General features: G+C 61.8%; 16 protein-coding genes. 5 read left to right on the top strand and 11 right to left on the bottom strand.

All coding sequences use genetic code 11. The features are described 5' to 3' along the window. Positions 1 to 134 precede the first annotated feature (134 nt). From PSH96_RS12580 to iolC, 6 genes are all read right to left on the bottom strand, one after another. Positions 135 to 1,145 (bottom strand): Gfo/Idh/MocA family protein, encoded by a 1,011-nt coding sequence (locus PSH96_RS12580; RefSeq protein WP_305459524.1) that lies wholly within the window; start codon positions 1,143 to 1,145, stop codon positions 135 to 137. 18 nt (positions 1,146 to 1,163) lie between these two features. Continuing rightward, entirely contained in the window at positions 1,164 to 3,095 is a 1,932-nt protein-coding gene (gene iolD, locus PSH96_RS12575; RefSeq protein ID WP_305459523.1) for a 3D-(3,5/4)-trihydroxycyclohexane-1,2-dione acylhydrolase (decyclizing), read from the bottom strand. Positions 3,096 to 3,183: 88 nt separating this feature from the next. Next, positions 3,184 to 4,005, bottom strand: a complete 822-nt coding sequence (locus tag PSH96_RS12570; RefSeq protein ID WP_305459522.1) for a TIM barrel protein — start codon at positions 4,003 to 4,005, stop codon at positions 3,184 to 3,186. Positions 4,006 to 4,031: 26 nt separating this feature from the next. Beyond that, positions 4,032 to 4,820 (bottom strand): 5-deoxy-glucuronate isomerase, encoded by a 789-nt coding sequence (iolB, locus tag PSH96_RS12565; protein WP_017136421.1) that lies wholly within the window; start codon positions 4,818 to 4,820, stop codon positions 4,032 to 4,034. Then, complete coding sequence (gene iolE, locus PSH96_RS12560; protein ID WP_305459521.1) at positions 4,820 to 5,710, bottom strand: myo-inosose-2 dehydratase; 891 nt, start codon at positions 5,708 to 5,710, stop codon at positions 4,820 to 4,822. The genes iolB and iolE overlap by 1 nt, the downstream gene beginning before the upstream one ends. A 175-nt stretch (positions 5,711 to 5,885) precedes the next feature. Beyond that, the gene (gene iolC, locus PSH96_RS12555) at positions 5,886 to 7,823 is read right to left on the bottom strand and encodes a 5-dehydro-2-deoxygluconokinase (protein ID WP_305459520.1); all 1,938 of its coding nucleotides are present in this window, start codon (positions 7,821 to 7,823) and stop codon (positions 5,886 to 5,888) included. Here iolC and PSH96_RS12550 point away from each other — a divergent pair. Both PSH96_RS12550 and PSH96_RS12545 read left to right on the top strand, forming a co-directional pair. After that, complete coding sequence (locus tag PSH96_RS12550; RefSeq protein ID WP_141722670.1) at positions 7,822 to 8,025, top strand: hypothetical protein; 204 nt, start codon at positions 7,822 to 7,824, stop codon at positions 8,023 to 8,025. The two genes, iolC and PSH96_RS12550, sit on opposite strands and share 2 nt — an antisense overlap. A gap of 82 nt (positions 8,026 to 8,107) precedes the next feature. Then, positions 8,108 to 9,016 carry a MurR/RpiR family transcriptional regulator gene (locus tag PSH96_RS12545; RefSeq protein WP_017136418.1) on the top strand — a complete coding sequence of 303 codons (909 nt, stop codon included), beginning with the start codon at positions 8,108 to 8,110 and terminating at the stop codon, positions 9,014 to 9,016. A gap of 93 nt (positions 9,017 to 9,109) precedes the next feature. Here PSH96_RS12545 and PSH96_RS12540 read toward each other — a convergent pair whose 3' ends face one another. After that, positions 9,110 to 10,531: a PLP-dependent aminotransferase family protein gene (locus PSH96_RS12540; RefSeq protein WP_305459519.1), complete on the bottom strand. Its 1,422-nt coding sequence runs from the start codon at positions 10,529 to 10,531 to the stop codon at positions 9,110 to 9,112. Positions 10,532 to 10,625: 94 nt separating this feature from the next. Between PSH96_RS12540 and PSH96_RS12535 the strand changes: the two genes are divergently transcribed. Beyond that, positions 10,626 to 11,855 carry a multidrug effflux MFS transporter gene (locus PSH96_RS12535; RefSeq protein WP_305459518.1) on the top strand — a complete coding sequence of 410 codons (1,230 nt, stop codon included), beginning with the start codon at positions 10,626 to 10,628 and terminating at the stop codon, positions 11,853 to 11,855. A 155-nt stretch (positions 11,856 to 12,010) separates the two neighbouring features. Here PSH96_RS12535 and PSH96_RS12530 read toward each other — a convergent pair whose 3' ends face one another. Beyond that, positions 12,011 to 12,916 (bottom strand): hypothetical protein, encoded by a 906-nt coding sequence (locus tag PSH96_RS12530; RefSeq protein ID WP_056859446.1) that lies wholly within the window; start codon positions 12,914 to 12,916, stop codon positions 12,011 to 12,013. 411 nt (positions 12,917 to 13,327) lie between these two features. On the opposite strand from PSH96_RS12530, the gene PSH96_RS12525 reads away from it, so the two are divergent. Both PSH96_RS12525 and PSH96_RS12520 read left to right on the top strand, forming a co-directional pair. Continuing rightward, entirely contained in the window at positions 13,328 to 14,011 is a 684-nt protein-coding gene (locus PSH96_RS12525; RefSeq protein ID WP_003219726.1) for a response regulator transcription factor, read from the top strand. Then, the gene (locus tag PSH96_RS12520; protein ID WP_099550136.1) at positions 13,989 to 15,383 is read left to right on the top strand and encodes a HAMP domain-containing sensor histidine kinase; all 1,395 of its coding nucleotides are present in this window, start codon (positions 13,989 to 13,991) and stop codon (positions 15,381 to 15,383) included. The genes PSH96_RS12525 and PSH96_RS12520 overlap by 23 nt, the downstream gene beginning before the upstream one ends. A gap of 133 nt (positions 15,384 to 15,516) precedes the next feature. On the opposite strand, the gene PSH96_RS12515 is transcribed toward PSH96_RS12520, so the two are convergent. The 3 genes from PSH96_RS12515 to PSH96_RS12505 are packed head-to-tail and all read right to left on the bottom strand — an operon-like array spanning position 15,517 to position 17,780. Continuing rightward, positions 15,517 to 15,933 carry an SRPBCC family protein gene (locus PSH96_RS12515; RefSeq protein WP_305459517.1) on the bottom strand — a complete coding sequence of 139 codons (417 nt, stop codon included), beginning with the start codon at positions 15,931 to 15,933 and terminating at the stop codon, positions 15,517 to 15,519. 27 nt (positions 15,934 to 15,960) lie between these two features. Next, the gene (locus tag PSH96_RS12510; protein ID WP_305459516.1) at positions 15,961 to 16,758 is read right to left on the bottom strand and encodes an SDR family NAD(P)-dependent oxidoreductase; all 798 of its coding nucleotides are present in this window, start codon (positions 16,756 to 16,758) and stop codon (positions 15,961 to 15,963) included. 17 nt (positions 16,759 to 16,775) lie between these two features. After that, positions 16,776 to 17,780 carry an aldo/keto reductase gene (locus PSH96_RS12505; protein WP_305459515.1) on the bottom strand — a complete coding sequence of 335 codons (1,005 nt, stop codon included), beginning with the start codon at positions 17,778 to 17,780 and terminating at the stop codon, positions 16,776 to 16,778. Positions 17,781 to 17,815 lie beyond the last annotated feature (35 nt).

Here is a 17,815-nt window from a genome sequence, read left to right as displayed (position 1 = left end):
TGCAAACCCAATCAAGTGTGGGAGCTGGCTTGCCTGCGATAGCGTCGTGTCAGTCGATGAAGCTCTCACTGATAGACCCCTATCGCAGGCAAGCCAGCTCCCACAATGACTGCATTCCACCTGGCAGATTGTGATTAGCCGTAAAAGTGCGGACGCTCCGGCAAGCTCACCTTCACGATCTGCTCACTGTTCTGCGCCTCGATGCACGCATCTGCCGCCACTGCCGCCGCAAACCCGTCCCAGGCCGAAGGCCCGCCGACCTGGCCCGCACGCACGCTGTCGATAAACGCCTGCAATTCCACGTCGTACGCCCCGATAAACCGGTCCTTCCAGTCCATCAAAATGGCATTCGACAGCTTCGCACCACTGCGCATTTGCACCTGCGAAGGCTCCGGCAGCTTGGCAATGCCAGTCTCGCCCACCACTTCACACTGGATGTCGTAGCCGTACTGGCAGTTCACGAACACTTCCACATCGATGCGTGTGCCCTTGGCGGTTTCCAACAGCACGATCTGTGGGTCGCGCAGGTGGGCCAGGGCTTTGCTCGATTTGCGCGGGAACACCACCTGCACCGACACGTAGTCATCGTTGAGCAACCAACGCAGCACATCCAGCTCGTGGATCAAGGTGTCGGTGATCGCCATATCGGTCTTGTAGTTCTCGCCCACCGTCGGGTTGCGGTGCGCGCAATGCAGCATCAGTGGCTCGCCGATCTGGCCGCTGTCGATCACGGCCTTGAGGGCGCGATAACCTTCGTCGTACGGGCGCATAAAGCCCACTTGCACCAGACGCTTGCCATAGGCCAGTTCAGCATCGACGATCTTGCGGCAACCTTGCGCCGTCACCGCCAGCGGTTTTTCGCAGAACAACGGCTTGCCGGCGGCGATGGCGGCCAGTACGAACTCTTCGTGGCTCGGCCCCCAGGACGTGACCAGAATGGCTTCGACCTGTGGCGAGTTGATCAGCGCATGACCATCGGCGTAGACCTCGGCGGCAAGCTTCAAATCAGCGACGACCTTGGCGGCTTGCTCAAGGTTGATGTCGGTCACCGCCACCACCTGGCTATTGAGCAAGGTCTGGCTGCAACGACGGATATGGTCACGGCCGATAGCGCCAGTGCCAATCACTCCAAGTTTTAACGACATACACAACTCCTCTTGTTATTAGTACTGCCGGGCCTTGGCCAGCTGTTCATTGAGTTTTTTCGCGGCGGCATTCGTGCGTTCACTGGTGGACACTTGCGCCACGCCCACACGCCACCACGACAGGTAGCCGTGGACCATGGTTTTGGGCAGTACCTTGATATCAATCAGCGTGGACACCGTTTGCGTGCGCGCATCGGCCAGGGCCGCTTCGAGCTGCTCCACGCTGCTGACCTTGTAGGTCTTGCAGCCATAGGCTGCCGCGCTCATGGCGAAATCCACCGGTACCAGGCCGCCGTCGAGCTTGCCGCTCTCGGGGTTACGGAAACGGAACTCGGTGCCGAAGCTGTCCATGCCGTTGCCGATCTGCAGGTTGTTGATGCAGCCGAAAGCCATGTTGTCGAGCAGTATCACGTTGATCTTGCGTCGTTCCTGGATCGAGGTGGCCAGCTCCGAGTGCAGCATCATGTAGGAGCCGTCGCCGACCAGCGCATACACTTCCTTGCTCGGCTCGGCCAGCTTCACACCGAGGGCGGCGTTGATCTCGTAGCCCATGCACGAATAGCCGTATTCGACGTGGTAGGTGTTGACGCCCTTGCTACGCCAGGCGCGTTGCAAGTCGCCGGGCAGGCTGCCGGCGGCGGCAACGATGATCGCATCGTCTGCCAGGGTGTCGTTCAACACGCCGAGTACACGGCTCTGGGTCAGGCACGAACCGGTCAGCTCGATAAATTCGCGCAATACGGCGCGGTCCAGGTGGTCATCCACTTCCGGCACAAAATCGTCGCCGTGGTATTGCACCTGATGCACGCGATCCACTTCCGCGTCCAGCTGCACCTTGGCGTCGCGGACCTGCTCGCCCCAGCCGGCGCGGTAGTCGCCCAAGGCGTCAGCCAGCGCGTCGAGGGCAACCTGTGCATCGGCCAGCACTTGCACGCCGTCGAGTTTCAACGCATCGCACGGGCTGATGTTGAGGTTGAGAAACTTCACCTCGGCATGCTTGAACAGCGACTTGGACGAGGTGGTGAAGTCGGTATAACGCGTGCCGATGCCGATGATCAGGTCCGCCTCGGGCGCCAGCAGGTTCGCCGCCAGGCAGCCGGTTTCACCGATGCCACCGACGTTCAGCGGATGGCTGGACACCACTGCACTCTTGCCCGCCTGGGTTTCGGCGAAGGGAATCTCAAAACGCTCGGCAAACGCTTGCAGGGCCGCATTCGCGCCGGAGTACTTCACCCCGCCGCCACAGATAATCAGCGGCTTGCGCTTGCCCCGGAACGCCGCCAGCGCATCGCCAATCATCGCCGCCGTGGCCGGGCGCCGTTCGATGCGGTGTACGCGTTTTTGCAGGAAATAATCCGGGTAGTCCCAGGCTTCGGCCTGCACGTCCTGCGGCAGCGCCAGGGTCACGGCGCCGGTTTCGGCCGGGTCTGTGAGCACGCGCATGGCATGGATCGCCGCCGTCATCAGTTGCTCAGGGCGGTTGATACGGTCCCAGTATTTGCTCACCGAGCGGAACGCATCGTTGGTGCTGATGCTCAGGTCATGGAATTGCTCGATCTGTTGCAACACCGGGTCCGGCTGGCGGCTGGCGTACACATCACCGGGCAACAGCAGCAGCGGAATTCGGTTGGCCGTGGCGGTCGCCGCCGCGGTGAGCATATTCGCCGCGCCGGGGCCTACCGAGGCGGTGCACGCGTAAATCTTGCGGCGCAGGTGCTGCTTGGCGAAACCGATGGCAGCGTGGGCCATGCCTTGCTCGTTACGGCCCTGATGCACCACCAGGTCGCCGCTGTCCTGCTCCAGCGCCTGGCCCAGGCCCAGCACATTGCCGTGGCCGAAAATCGTGAACACACCGGCGACAAACTTGCTCTGCACGCCATCGACTTCGATGTATTGGTTATCCAGGAACTTCACCAGGGCCTGGGCCATGGTCAGTCTTGTTGTGGTCATCACTTGCACCTTGTGTGAATGCAATTGGATTGATTAACACTGCTTCAATGTGGGAGCTGGCTTGCCAGCTCCCACAGGTTAATCGGCGTCAGGTTCGGGGGTTTTGCAGGTGGGCGATGCTGGCCCCGATGGCCTGCTGGATATCCGCCAACCCATGCACACTCTCGGCAAACGGCTCAAACGACAGGTAACCGCCGTACCCGCTGCTGAGCAAAGTGTCGATCTGCGCGGCATTGCCAAGGATATCGCCCTCGCCCACCAGCACGCGGTGGCCGTCACGAATCGAATTGAGCGGCGCTTCGGCGTCTTCTACGCCAGAGATATGCACCAGCCCGGTCAGTTGCGGGAAGAACTCCTGCTCACTGGCCAGGTGGTGGTGAAAGGTGTCATGCACCAGCCGGAACACATCCAGGCCGCCAATCGACTGAATCGCGTCCACCGCCCCGCGCTTGCGGCGCAGGGCACATTCTTCAAAGCCCAGCGGCTCGATAAACCCGAGGATGCCGTACTCGCGCAGGATCGGCGCCAGCTCGCTCAGCGCCGTGCGCAAACCGGCGGCACGCTGGGCTTCGTTGCGCGTATCGCCGCGCTCATTCAACGGGCACATCACCAGGCCCTGCGCGCCGCATTCACGGGCGTAAGTGGCGAGCTTGATGGCCTGGGCCCGGCGCTCGTCATTCCACACATCAAAGGGGTACAGCGCATTGATCGACAGCACCGTGATGCCCTGCACCGCGCATAATTCACGCACGCGGCTGGCCGGGGTGCCGTATTCGATTTCATGGCCTTTAAGGTCGTTGCGAATCTCGATGGCATCGCACTTGAGGGCCGCGGCCAACTGGATAAAGTCCGGCAACGAGAGGTTGGGGGCGACCATGCGGTTAAGGGCAAAACGTAGCGGCGACTTCATTGTTGTTGTTCTCCGTCCAAAACCGTTTAGAGGTCCAGCAGCCAGCTGTGCTGCGGGTCGTTATGGAAATGCCAGGCGCGTTTTGGCCCGGCCATCACGTTGAGGTAATACGATTCATAGCCATACGGCACGCTGACCGGGTGATACCCCTTGGGCACCACCACCAGGTCGCTGTTTTCCACGGCCATGGCCTGGTCGATGCTGCGGTCGTCGGTGTACACGCGCTGGAACACAAAGCCCTGCGGCGGGTTGATCTGGTGGTAGTAGGTTTCTTCCAGAAAGCTCTGGTGCGGCAGGTCGTCGGTGTCGTGCTTGTGCGGCGGGTAGCTCGACGAGTGCCCGGACGGCGTGCGTACTTCCACCACCAGCAGCGAATGGGCCGGCTCGCTGTCGGGCAGGATGTCGCACACGTAGCGGGTGTTGGCGCCTTTGCCGCGCACGCTGCGTTTGCACTGCTCGGGGCGAATCAGGCGCGGTTCAAAGCCAGGCGCACCGGGCGCGGCGCAGACGGCAATCTGCACGTCGCTCAAGGCGGTAATCTGCGCATCGGTGCCGGGCGGCAGGTACGCGGCGAACGGCGATTTGTCTTCGAACACCGACTGGCGGTCGCCAAGGTTCTGCCAGTTAAAGCCTTCGCCTTCGATATTGACGCGACCGCTGAGCAGCACCAGGCACAGCTCTTGATCCCCGGCGGTGACCGGCAGCGTTTCGCCCAGGCTCAGTCGATAAGCGGAAAAACCCACGTACTCCAGGCGGCCTGCTTCCAGGGCTACCATGGTTTGCCCGCGTTTGCTGCTTTTGACCAACAAGCTCATCACTTAGTCCTCTCGTTGAGCAGCGCGCGCAGGGTGTCGTAGCCTTTTTTGGCATAGACATAGCTAGGCGCCACGGCCGGGTCCTGCTCGGCTTCGACCACCAGCCAGCCCTTGTAGTGGGCCGCCAGCAGCACATCGAGCAACTCGGCAAAATCGATGTCGCCATCGCCGGGCACGGTGAACGTGCCGTTGACGATGCAGTCAGGGAAGCTCCACATCTGGTTGCGCGCCAGTTGCACCACCGGCTTGCGTACGTCCTTGAAATGCACGTGGCAAACGCGGTCGATGTGTTTGCGCAGGACCTCGAGGGGTTCGCCGCCACCCATGTAGCAATGGCCCGAATCAAACAGCAGGCCGACTTCCGGGCCCGTTCGTTTCATCAACTGGTCAATGTCTTCAGGGGATTCAACGTAGGCGCCCATATGGTGGTGATACGCCAGGCGCACGCCTTGGGACAGGGTGAAACGCGCCAGCTCCGTGAGCTTGTCGGCGTAGTCCTGCCAGGCGTGTTCGCTGTGAAAACGCGGGCGTTCGATCAGGCGCACCTTCGAGCCCTGGATCGAGTCGGCGACTTCGCCGTACACCAGCACGTTAGCGCCATTGAGCTTGAGCAGCTCGACATGGCTGGCGATGGCTTCGATTTCTTCGGCCACCGAACGGCGCGCCAGGCGGCTGGAATACCAGCCGGAGACCAGCGCCAGGTCATAAGGGCGCAGCACATCACCAACGCCCTTGGCGTCTTTGGGGAACTTGCCGTTGAGTTCAAAACCTTCGTAGCCGATGTCCTTGCCTTCACTGAGCGCAGTGCTCAGCGGCGTTTCACCGCCCAGGGCCGGCAGATCGTCGTTGCTCCAGGAGATCGGGTTGATGCCAATTCGGATTGCGGGCATGGCTGCACCTTTTATTGTTTTCAGATAACACTGAGATCTGCTTTATGTGGGGGCTGGCTTGTGTGGGAGCTGGCTTGCCTGCGATGGCATCACCTCGGTTTCATGGGTAGACCGAGTCGATGCTATCGCGGGCAAGCCCGACTCCCACAAAAGCAGCGCCTACATTTGACTGTGTTTAGTTTCTAGCACTGCGCCAGGCATTGATGAGCTGCTCGAACGTGGCCTGCACCTGCTCAATCAACCCTTCATCATCAATCTCCCCCGCCATCCACGCACGGCTTGGCTCCTGGAAGATCGTGCGGCCCACGGCGAACCCACGGCAGGTGGTGCTTTGGCTGGCTTGCTGAAAGCCATCGGCCAAACACTGCGCCGACGCATTCAGGCCCAGCAGCACCACACCACGGCAGTACGGGTCACGCTCATGGATCAGTTCGTCGAGCTTTTTCCAGTCTTCGGCCGACTGCGCCTCAATTTTCCACCACGCCGGGTAGATGCCCAGGTTGTACAGGCGCTTGAGGCTGCGGTAGAGCACATCGGGATAGGTCGACGGGTGATCCTTGGGCGGCACGACTTCCAGCAGCAGTTCATGGCCGCTGACCAGGGACGCCTCGTACACCGCCTTGAGTTGCGCCTCTTGCTCCAGGCGCAGCATCGGTTCGTCGTCCGGGTGGAACTGCACCAGGCACTTGATGATTTGCTCCTGGGGCCAGGCAATCAGGTTGCTGCCCACCGAGCGGCCATGTTCAAACGCCAGTGGCCGCGAGTTCTGCACCTCCACCGGGCGGGCGATCCACCAGCCACGGCCGCTGGCGGCATTCAACGCGTCCTGGCCGAAGCGCTGGTCGGCCAGCAGGCCCACATCGGCTTCGATGCCCTGCTGCGCCAGCTTGGTTTCCACACGTTCGATGGCCTGGATAAACAGCTGCTTGATGTCGCTGATACGGGTCAGGTCCTGGCCGCCTTTTTGCGCCAGGTCCACCAGTTGCCAGCGGTGGTCGAAGGCAAACACAAACAACTGCTTCCAGGTTTTGCGCGGCACCGTGACGCGGTGCAGGCGTTGCAGGGTCACGTCCTGGTCCGGCCGGGTGATGGGCACCGGGCTGTTGAACAGGTAATCCAGTTCGGCCGGCGTCGGCATGGCCGGCGCGCAAGCGTGGCGGGACACGACCAGGCCGCCGCAGGCGTTGGCCAACTGGCTGCAACGCTCATCGCTGGCGTCATTGATCCAGCCGCTGAGGAAGCCGGACATGAAGGCGTCACCGGCACCCAGCACATTCAGCACTTCAACCCGCACGCCGGGGTAAATCGCGCCGTCTTCCAGGCGCGCCGGGATGGCGCCGTGGATCACCGTGCAGCCTTGCGGGCCGAGCTTGACCACCAGGGTCGCCGGGGTCAGTTCACGTACGGTGCGCAACGCCGTCAGCAGGTCTTCACTGCCACCGGCGATCAAGAACTCTTCTTCAGTGCCGACGATCAGGTCGAAACGCGGCAGGATGTTCTGCACATGCTGGCTGACGTTCTGGTCGGCAACAAACCGCGTTTCGCCGTCCGCCTTGCCCGCCAGGCCCCACAGCACCGGGCGGTAGTCGATATCCAGCACGCGCTTGACGTTGTGCTTGGCGGCGTAATCCAGCGCCTGGATGCTGGCCTTGTACACGCCATCGGTGGAGAAATGTGTGCCGGTGATCAGCAAGGCTTTGCTGGAGGCGATAAAGCCCTCGCTGATGTCTTCGGCGCGCAGGGCCATGTCTGCGCAGTTTTCGCGGTAGAACACCAGCGGAAAGGTTTCGCGGTCTTTAAGCCCCAGCAATACCAGGGCGGTGAGGCGTTCCGGGTCGACCTTGATACCGCTCACATCACAGCCTTCACGGGCCAGGGATTCGAGCAGGAACCGGCCCATATGGTCATCGCCCACGCGGCTCAACATCGCCGACTTGAGGCCCAGCCGCGCCGTGCCGAAGGCAATATTGGCGGAGGAACCGCCGAGGTACTTGGCAAAGCTGGACACGTCCTCAAGCCGCGCACCGACTTGCTGCGCATAGAGGTCGACGCCCAGGCGCCCGAGGCATATCAGATCCAATTGACGCCCACTGGCAAAACGAGTCTGGCCCATGCTGGCTCCTGTTATTTTTATCAGCCTGCGTGGTGCCGCCGTGGTGACGGCACACGCTCTTGGTGCAAGCAGACTAGAACGTCCGGCGGCGGCAATCAATATTTATTCCATAATTATTTTTAGTGGAATATTTTTTCCAATAAGCCAGCATAATGGCATGCCAGCCGCCGTGCATCGTTTCAGCAGCCCACGTGCGCCGTGATGCCGAGGTATTTTTTTGCGCCTACCCTGTAGACTTGCGTCACCCATCAGCGCATCAGACGAACACGCCAGAAGGATTGCCCATGTCCCGCACCGATCCCGAGACCACCCTGGAAGATACGATCGCCAGCCCTCCGATCAATGCCGAACGCCTGTTGCAGCTGATCACGGACGAATACGAAAGCCTGCCGCGCCAGCTCAAACGCATTGCCAGCTACATGAGCCAGCAGAGCGACCGCATTATGGTCGACCGCATCAGCGACATCGCGCGCGAATGCGAAGTGCACCCTTCGGCCATCGTGCGGTTTTCCCAGCGCTTCGGTTTCAGTGGGTTCAGCGAGATGCAGGCGCTGTTTCGCGAGGCTTACACCCACAAGACCACGCCGGTGCAGAACTATCAGCAGCGCATCCGCAGCATGATCGCCAACAAGTCGCAGAAGGCCAGTGGCGGCGACCTGGCGCGTGAGTGCGTGAATGCCACCCTCTCCGGCATCGAGCGCCTGGGGCTGGAACTGGATGATGTGGCGTTCGAGAAGGCGGTGGACCTGGTGGTCAACGCCGACAATATCTACGTGGTCGGCGTGCGCCGCTCGTTTGCCGTGGCCGATTACCTGGTCTACAACCTGCAGCACACCAACAAGCGCATCCACCTGATCTCGGGCCTGGGCGGCAGTTATCGCGAGCAGATGCGCAGCGTGCGGGCCAACGACCTGGTGATCGCGATCAGCTTTACGCCCTACGGTAAAGAGACCCAGCATTGCCTGCGCATTGCCCAGCATCATCAGGCCAAGACCCTGATCATCACCGACAGCAACCTGTCGCCCCTGGCCAAACGGGCGAACGCGGTGTTGTTGGTGAATGAGGGTTCTTCGTTTGCCTTCCGCTCCTTGAGCGCCACGCTATGCCTGTGCCAGGCGTTGTTTATTGCCGTGGCGTATCGGTTGGAATTGAAGGTGGATGAGATTCACGAGCAGGTCGGTTTCGACGACTGACCTGCCGGCAACGCGGGTCTCCTGTGGGAGCTGGCTTGCCTGCGATAGCATCAACTCGGTATGCCTGATACACCGAGTACTGCCAAGGGGCGGTTAAGCCGCCTTTAACAATTTCGTGAGCACTCGCCCGTGAAAGCGAATCTGCGCCAGGGTCAGCGCGGTGTAGCCGATGATCACCGCCGGCGGCAGGCTGGCTTCGTTACAGAACTTGCCCAACGGCTGCAAGGTCAGGCCGACGGCGGCAGCGCGGCTGCAAAAGTCCGCCTCGCCGACGCCCGTCGGCAACCACAGCACAAAATGCAACCCGGCCTGCTGGCCGCTGACCGTGCAGCCCTGCGGCAGGCAGGCGAGCAACGCATCGCGGCGTGCCTGATAGGCTTGGCGTGAAGCGCGCAAATGGCGCACGAACGCCCCACTGCCCAGGAATTCGACCAGGCCCAATTGATCCGTGGCGCCCACCGAATGCCCGGTCAATTGTGAAGTGCGCAACAACCCGGGCCGCAGCGCCCTGGGCACCACCATGAAGCCCACGCGCAAGCCGGGAAACAGGTTCTTGTTGAAGCTGCCGCAGTAGATCACACGGTCGCCGGAGTCGAGGGATTTGAGCGCGGCCAGTGGCGCGCTGTTGTAGTTGTATTCGCTGTCGTAATCGTCTTCGACCACCCAGGCGTCAGCGCGGGCGGCCCAGTCCAGCAATGCCAGGCGGCGCGAGACCGACAGCGTCATGCCCAACGGCGCCTGGTGGGCAGGCGACACGTAAGCCAGCCGCGCCGTGGCTGGGAGCTGGTCGGTATCGAGGCCGTCGGCTGTGACCGGGATCGATCGAACCTGCGCACCGGCCAGGCTGAACAAGCGTCGCGCCGGTTTATAACCCGGGTCTTCGACGCACGCCGTGTCGCCGGGCTTGAGCAAGGTGCGCGCGATCAGGTCAAGAGCGTGACGAATGCCCGTGGTGACAATCACTTCATCCGCCTCGCAGTGCATGCCGCGATAACTGCGCAGGTAGTCGGCGATTTGCTCGCGCAACGCCGGCAACCCGGCCGGGTGCGCAGCCTCCAGGGCCCCCGGCGGCGCCGACAGCAAGCCTCGGGAAATACAGCGTGCCCAGGTTTTCAAGTCGAACAGGCCGGCATCCGGGCGCCGGGCCACAAAGGGCACGTGGCTTTGCACGCCGGCGTCGGGCTGATCAGGCACGGCCAGGCGGCGTGGGTTGCCGCTCGGCGCCGGGGCCGCGATAAATTGCTCGGGGATCACCGCACTCACCCGCGTGCCGGAGCCCGCCACGCGTTCTACGTAACCCTCGCTGTGCAAGCGCTCGAACGCCGCTTCCAGGGTGCCACGCGATACCAGCCAGCGTTCGGCCAGGCTGCGGGTCGAGGGCAAACGGCTGCCCGCCGGCAACTGCCGGTTGAGGATGGCGGCGCGCAACGCGTCATAGGCGCCCTGTTGTTTGCCGGCGTTCAACGTATCCGGGCGCGGCAGGTCCAGGGTGGCGGCGGTTTTTCCTCGGCGCATAAGTGGTCCAGTGTTTTAAGCCATAAGTGGCTCAAAGGATTAAACCACAAAGTCGTTAGAGTTCAGGCTCTACTCGTTAGCGAAGAAGCTTCCCATGACTCAACGCGCCCTCTCCACCGGATTCTGGCTGGTCCTGCTGACCGTGCTGATCGCCCTGCCCCGTCTCACGCTGGACCTGCACCTGCCAGCCTTGCCCGCCATGGCCGACTACTTCCACAGCAGCGACAGCCAACTGCAATTGACCCTCACGCTATACACCCTGGGTTCGGCAATTTCCCTGCTGGTCAGCGGCCCGTTGACCGACCGCTTCGGCCGGCGCCCGGTATTGCTGGCCGGGCTGCTGCTGTACGTGGTGGCGACCGTGACCTGCGCCCAGGCCGACAGCCTTGGCGTGCTGGTAATCGCCCGGCTGTTCCAGGCCCTCGGCGGTTGCTGTACCACGGTGATCGGCCGAGTGATCGTGCGCGATTACTTCGACCGCCACGAGCAGGCGCGTCTGCTGGGGTTGATCTCCATGGCCATGGCCATCTCGCCGATGGCCGCGCCGGTGCTTGGCAGCCTGGTGCTGCCCTTGATCAACTGGCGTGGCTTGTTTGTGCTTCTGGGCTTGATCGGCGCCGTGCTGTGCCTGGTGGTTTACCGCCGCCTGCCGGAAACCCGCCCGCCGGAAGTTGCCGCCGCGCCACCGAGCAACCTGCTGCGCGTGTATGGCCAACTGCTGCGCGATCGTTATTTCCTGCGATACGCCCTGGCCATCGGCTGCGTGTACAGCACGTATTTCCCGTTTATCAGCGAGTCGTCTTCGCTGTTGCAGCGCGGCTACCAACTGACGGCCACGGAATACGCACTGGTATTCGCCGCGACGATCAGCGGCTACATGCTCGGGGCGAACCTGTTTCGCCGTTTGGTATTGCGCTTCGAGCCCGACCGCTTGATCAACGCTGGGATCGGCCTGAATGTGCTGGGCAGCGTATTGCTGGCGATGGTTACCCTCACGCTGCCGGGAGAATGGCTGGCGATTGTGCTGCCGATGGTGGTGATCATGGTGTCGGTGGGGATGGTGATTCCGGCCTGCCAGCTGTCGGTGCTGCAGCCCTATGGCGCGATTGCGGGGACGGCGTCGGGGTTGTTCTTTTTTATCCAGATGATCCTGACGGCGGTGAGCAGCTGGGTGACGGGGTTGTTGTCGGATGGCACTTCACTGCCCTTGGTGATCATGACTTCCGTGGCGAGCGCGCTTCTGATTACAAGCTGGCTGACACTGCACAGAACCCAATGTGGGAGCGGGCTTGCTCGCGAAAGCGGTGTATCAGTCAACTCATGAATAGCTGACAGACCGCCTTCGCGAGCAAGCCCGCTCCCACAGGGGGACCGAGCTTGGCTCAGGTTTTAGTGCATAAAGATCGCGATCAGGATGATCAACGGAATCGGCACGCCGAGGAACCACAGTAGTAATGAGCGCATGATGTTCTCCTTGAATTAACGAACGTAGTTTTCGGTTTCGACGTACACCACGGCATCCCGACGACGACCGCCGAAGGTTGCCGCGAAACTGGCAAAGAACGCGCCGATCAACAGGGCCACGAAGGTCCACAGCGAGGTGTAGGCAGCGACTTTGGCGGCAGTGTCGGCCGCTTGCTTGGCTTTGAGCTTGGCATCGTCAATGGCTTTACGGGCTTCGCCGTACACCTTGTCGATACGCGCTTCGGCGTCGGCCTGGCTGAGGTTGGTGCGCTGGCTGATCAACTGGGCCAGGTAGGTACGGTCTTCCGGTGCCAGTTGGCCGTCGTTGCTCAGGGTGCGGGTGAGGATGCGTGCAACCACGCCGTGTACCGCGTCATCGCCAACGGCAGCTGGGCGGTCATCGCGGAACAGGCTGTCGACGTAGTAGTCGAAGTCGCCGCTGTTGGCCCCCTTGGTTGCGCTGCCGGCGGCCTGGCTGATGCCGCTGGCGGCACCTGCGGCCACACTGGCACCGGCTTTCACGCCGCCGCTGACCACGCTGCTGACCGAACCGACCACCAGTACTGCGGTGACCAGGGTTGCGACGGCCCAGGCGAGGAAACCATGGGCCGTGTCGCGAAAGTACACTTCATCGCCATGCATATTCGCCCACTTCACACGCAACCGGCCGGCAATGTAACCGCCCAGTCCCGAAGCGACGATTTGGGTGAATGCCAGCCAGATAATCGTGGAAATACCCAGCCCCTTGGCGCTCATGCCACTGTCGGCCCACGGCGACACCGCCGAAAAGCCCAGGCCGAAGCCCAACAGCACCAGGATAAGCGACAGTGCAGCCGCCGCAGCGGCCCCGGCAAAGATTGCGCCCCAGGAAACCCCAGAGCGCGCGCTTGACTCTTGCAGCGTGGATGACGATGTGATCATTGTTGTTTTGCTCCTGGCAGGAAAAATAGTGTTACAAGTCTCAAAAGGGACAGTGCAGGCAGCGTGCCAGCCGGAGCAAAAATTAAAATCCTTTTATTTCAATAAGTTAAGTAATTTGAACTTCCCAGGACCGTGCAACTTGCAAGAAACCACAGTGGCGGGCGTGCTTTATGCAATCTCGCTTCAAACCCGCTCACTGTGGGAGCTGGCTTGCCTGCGATAGCGGTGTATCAGATACAAAATATCAGGAGGGAAGACCGCTATCGCAGGCAAGCCAGCTCCCACAATAAAAGTGTGCAACCCGGATATTTGTGGTGGTTTTGCCAAGATGAAGTTTAATTTAGGAAACATTCAGCTACTTCTTGGCAAAATGACCCCACTTCTAGTGTGAATCGCTCACCAGGTAATCCTATGACCCGTATTTTGACCATCGAGGATGACGCCGTAACAGCCCGCGAGATCGTCGCCGAGCTGAGTAGCCATGGACTGGATGTGGATTGGGTGGACAACGGCCGCGAAGGCCTGGTCCGCGCTGTGAGTGGTGATTACGATCTGATCACCCTCGACCGGATGCTGCCGGAGCTGGATGGCCTGGCCATCGTCACGACCCTGCGCACTATTGGGGTGTCGACGCCGATCTTGATGATCAGCGCCCTCTCCGATGTCGACGAGCGCGTGCGCGGCCTGCGGGCCGGTGGCGATGACTACTTGACCAAGCCGTTCGCCTCCGACGAAATGGCCGCACGTGTCGAAGTCCTGCTGCGGCGCAAAAGTACGGTCAAGGAATTCGAAACCGCCCTGCGCGTGGCCGACCTGGAACTGAACCTGATCAGCCGCGAAGCCAGCCGCGCCGAGCAGCCGCTGAGCCTGCTGCCCACCGAATACAAACTGCTTGAGTTTCTGATGCGCAACACCGGGCAGATCCTGTCGCGGATGATGATCTTCGAGGAAGTCTGGGGTTATCACTTCGACCCGGGCACCAACCTGATCGATGTGCACATCGGTCGCCTGCGCAAGAAAATCGACCCACCGGGCCTCACGCCGCTGATCCGCACGGTACGAGGTTCCGGTTATGTCATTGCTGAACCCCTCTAAGGGCTGGCGCTCCTCCAGCAGCCGCTTGCTGGCGCTCTACAGCTCGTTGTTTGTGGCCTGGAGTTGCATCCTCATGGGGGTGCTGTATTTCGAAGTGTCGGGTTACCTGGGCGACCTGTCCCGCCACTCGTTGATGCAGCGCCAGCACTTGTTTCAGCGTTTCGACGGCGAAGAACTGGTGGAAGCCCTGACCACCAGCATGACCTTCGACATGAAGGGCGTGGACGCCTATGGCCTGTTCGATGAGCAATTTCGCCCCCTGAGCGGACCGATCCGCGCCGTGCCGCCGGACTTGCCGCTCGATGGCAAGATCCACGCGCTGGCCAATTGCGTCGAGTCCGACGACCCCAAACTGCCCAAAGACAGCTGCGACGCCGTCGCCACCCACACCGAAGACGGCCGCTGGCTGGTGTTGGTGCGGGCCAACGGTTCGCTGTTCGGCGTCACCCGGATCATCTGGCATGCACTGCTGTGGGCGCTGTCGCTGACCATTATTCCCGGCGCGGCCGGCTGGCATTTGTTGCGCCGCCGCCCGTTGCGGCGTATTCGCGGGATCCAGGCGAGTGCCGAGGCCATCGTTGCCGGCGACCTGACCCACCGTTTGCCGCTGTCGAATCGGCGTGATGAGCTGGACATGCTTGCGGCCATCGTCAACGCCATGCTCGACCGCATCGAGAAGCTGATGAACGAGGTCAAGGGCGTGTGCGACAACATCGCCCACGACCTGCGCACCCCGCTGACACGCTTGCGTGCGCAGCTGTACCGCATCAAGCAGGAAGCCGAGGAAAACTCGGTGTACGCGGTGAAGCTCGACGACGCCATCGCCGAGACCGACACGCTGATGGCGCGCTTTCGCGGGCTGTTGCGCATCTCGGAGCTGGAAGACCACCAGCGCCGCTCGGGTTTTTTGGTAATGGACCCGCTGCCGCTGCTGCGCGAACTGCATGACTTTTATCTGCCGTTGGCCGAAGAAGGCGAATTGCAGCTGCGCCTCGAAGTGCCCGAAGCGCTGCCGTGGATCACCGGCGACCGTGCGCTGCTGTTCGAAGCCTTGGCCAACCTGCTGAGCAACTCGATCAAGTTCTCGCCCGCCGGTGGCGAGGTGATCTTGCGTGGTGTGAATGACGGCGGCAGCACGCGCATCGAAGTGCACGACTCCGGGCCGGGTATTCCGGCGGCGGAACGTGATGCGGTGTTCCAGCGTTTTTATCGTGTGGATGAAAGCGACCAGCAAGGCGGCTTCGGTTTGGGCCTGTCGATTGTGGCGGCGATCATCAACTTGCACGGGTTCAAGCTGGAGGTTGGCAGCAGCCAGCGTGGCGGTGCGCGGTTGGTGCTGGAGTGTCGGCAGCAGTTGATGCCCGAAGCCTGAAGATCACCTCGGTCAAAAAATGTGGGAGCGGGCTTGCTCGCGAATGCAGTGTGTCAGTCAACAGATTCATCGACTGACCCACCGCATTCGCGAGCAAGCCCGCTCCCACATTGGACTTGCAGTGCCTCTTATATCAGGCCGGAAAGTTGGCGCGCAACGCCTCTAGGCCGCCGCTGTACACGCCGGTAAACAACTCTTCCACCGCCGCATCCGTGGTCCCGGCTGCCGGGGTGAACACGCCGGACCAGGTCACTTTCGCCGAGCTGTCGGTGAGCGCCTCAACCTGCAAGGTCGCAAGGTAGGCACTCACCGGAAACGGCGATTGCTCGATGGTGTAGCTGTAGCTGCGCGCTACGTTATCAAAACGCTGCAAACGCTCGACCACCACACCGCCATCCGCGGTTTGCAGGTGGCGCACGCGCCCGCCCTCGCTCGGCTCGCTCTTGACGATAAACGGCAGCCAATCCGGCAGCGCGTTGAAGCCACCGACCAATTGCCAGACCTGATCGGCCGAAACCGGGATTTCAATTACAGAAGAAGCTGTCGCCACACTAAATACTCCAGGAAAAATAAGATTTCAGATCGCCATGCTGTCGACCACACCACCGTCGACCCGCAGCGCAGCGCCTGTGGTTGCAGAGGACAGCGGTGAAGCAATGTACGCCACCAGGTTCGCCACTTCATCCACATTCGCCGCGCGCTGGATGATCGAGGTCGGCCGTGCGTTACGCACAAACACATCGGCTTCGTCCCGCGCACTGCGTCCGGACTTTTGTGTGGCGTCCTTGAGCATCTGCTCCAGGCCGTCGGTAAAAGTCGGCCCCGGCAGCACTGCGTTCACCGTCACGCCGGTGCCCGCCAGGCGCTTGGCCAGGCCATGGGAAACCGCGAGGTTGGCGCTTTTGGTCACGCCGTAGTTGATCATGTCGGCCGGTGTGGCCACGCCAGACTCCGACGACAGGAAGATCACCCGCCCCCAGCCCTGCTCGACCATGCCGGGCGTGTAATGCCGTGCCAGGCGCACGCCGGAGATCACGTTGACCTCGTAGAAGCGCGTCCACTCGCTGTCGGGTGCGTCGAAGAAATCCACATCGTTGAAGATGCCAAGGTTGTTGACCAGGATGTCGGCACGCGGTTCGGCGGCGAACAGTTTCTCGGCGCCTGCGGCGGTGCCGAGGTCGGCCACCAGCCCGCGCAGATCGGCACCTGGCACCGCCTGGCGAATGCTCGCCAGCGCGTCGTCGACCTTGCCCGATTCGCGCCCGATCACCACCACGGTGGCGCCGCAGGCTGCCAGCGCCTGGCTGATGCCCAGGCCAATACCGGCGGTGCTGCCGCTGACGATGGCTACTTTGCCGCTTACATCAATTCTCATCGGTGGTACTCCTGAAGTTAAAGCGGCAGAGGCGCACGGGCCGAAATCAACCGGGCCTCGCGCAGCGCCTGCCAGAAGGCTGCCGGGATCTTCTCTGACAACGCCGCAACGTCTTCGGCAATCCGCCCCGGACGACTGGCACCTGGAATCACCGCCGCCACGGCCGGATGCGCCAGGGAAAATTGCAGGGCTGCGGCTTTTACGCTGACCCCGAACGCTTGGGCAATCGCCTTGATCTGCTCGACTTTATCGATAATCGCGGGGCTCGCCTGCTGGTATTCGAAGTGCGCGCCACCGGCCAGAATGCCGGAGCTGTAAGGCCCGCCGACGACGATCTCGACATTCTGCGCCAAGGCTGCGTCCATCAAGCGCTGCAAGGCACGTTCGTGGTCCAGCAAAGTGTAGCGGCCGGCCAGTAGGAAGCCATCGGGCTGGGCTTCGGTGAGGTCAAGGGTCAGCTCGCAGGGTTCAACGCGGTTTACGCCCAGGCCCCAGGCCTTGATCACGCCTTCTTCACGCAGGCGGGTCAGCACCTTGAAGGCGCCGGTGCGCGCCTGGTTGAAGTAGTCCAGCCATTGGTCACCGTAGAAATCCTGAGCGATATCGTGAATCCACACGATGTCCAGGCGGTCGGTTTGCAGGCGCTTCAGGCTGTCTTCGATGGAACGCAAGGTGGCGTCGGCGCTGTAGTCGTTGAGCATCTTGTTGGGACGGCCGTGTTCGAACACGCCGCTTTTTTCGCCGAGGTCGCGGGCGCTTTCTTCGACTTCATCGAGAATCACCCGGCCCACTTTGGTGCTGAGCACGAAATCATCGCGGTTGTACTGCGACAGCGCCTGGCCCAGGCGGATTTCCGACAGGCCCGAGCCGTAGAAGGGAGCGGTGTCGAAGTAACGCACGCCGTGGTTCCAGGCGGCCTCGACGGTGGCCTGGGCTTCGTCTTCAGCAATCGCGCGGAACATATTGCCCAGCGGTGCGGTGCCAAAGCCCAGCGGGCCGGGCAATTTGTCTTTCAAGCTCATGGTGGATCCTCAATCGGTTGTGGGTCGCTGTGACC

Origin of the sequence: Pseudomonas sp. FP2338 (assembly GCF_030687515.1) — a bacterium.
In the GTDB taxonomy this organism is placed as follows: Bacteria; Pseudomonadota; Gammaproteobacteria; order Pseudomonadales; family Pseudomonadaceae; genus Aquipseudomonas; species Aquipseudomonas salomonii.
The sequence above is the reverse complement of the archived record's forward strand: the minus strand, read 5'-3'. Positions and strand labels throughout refer to the sequence as shown.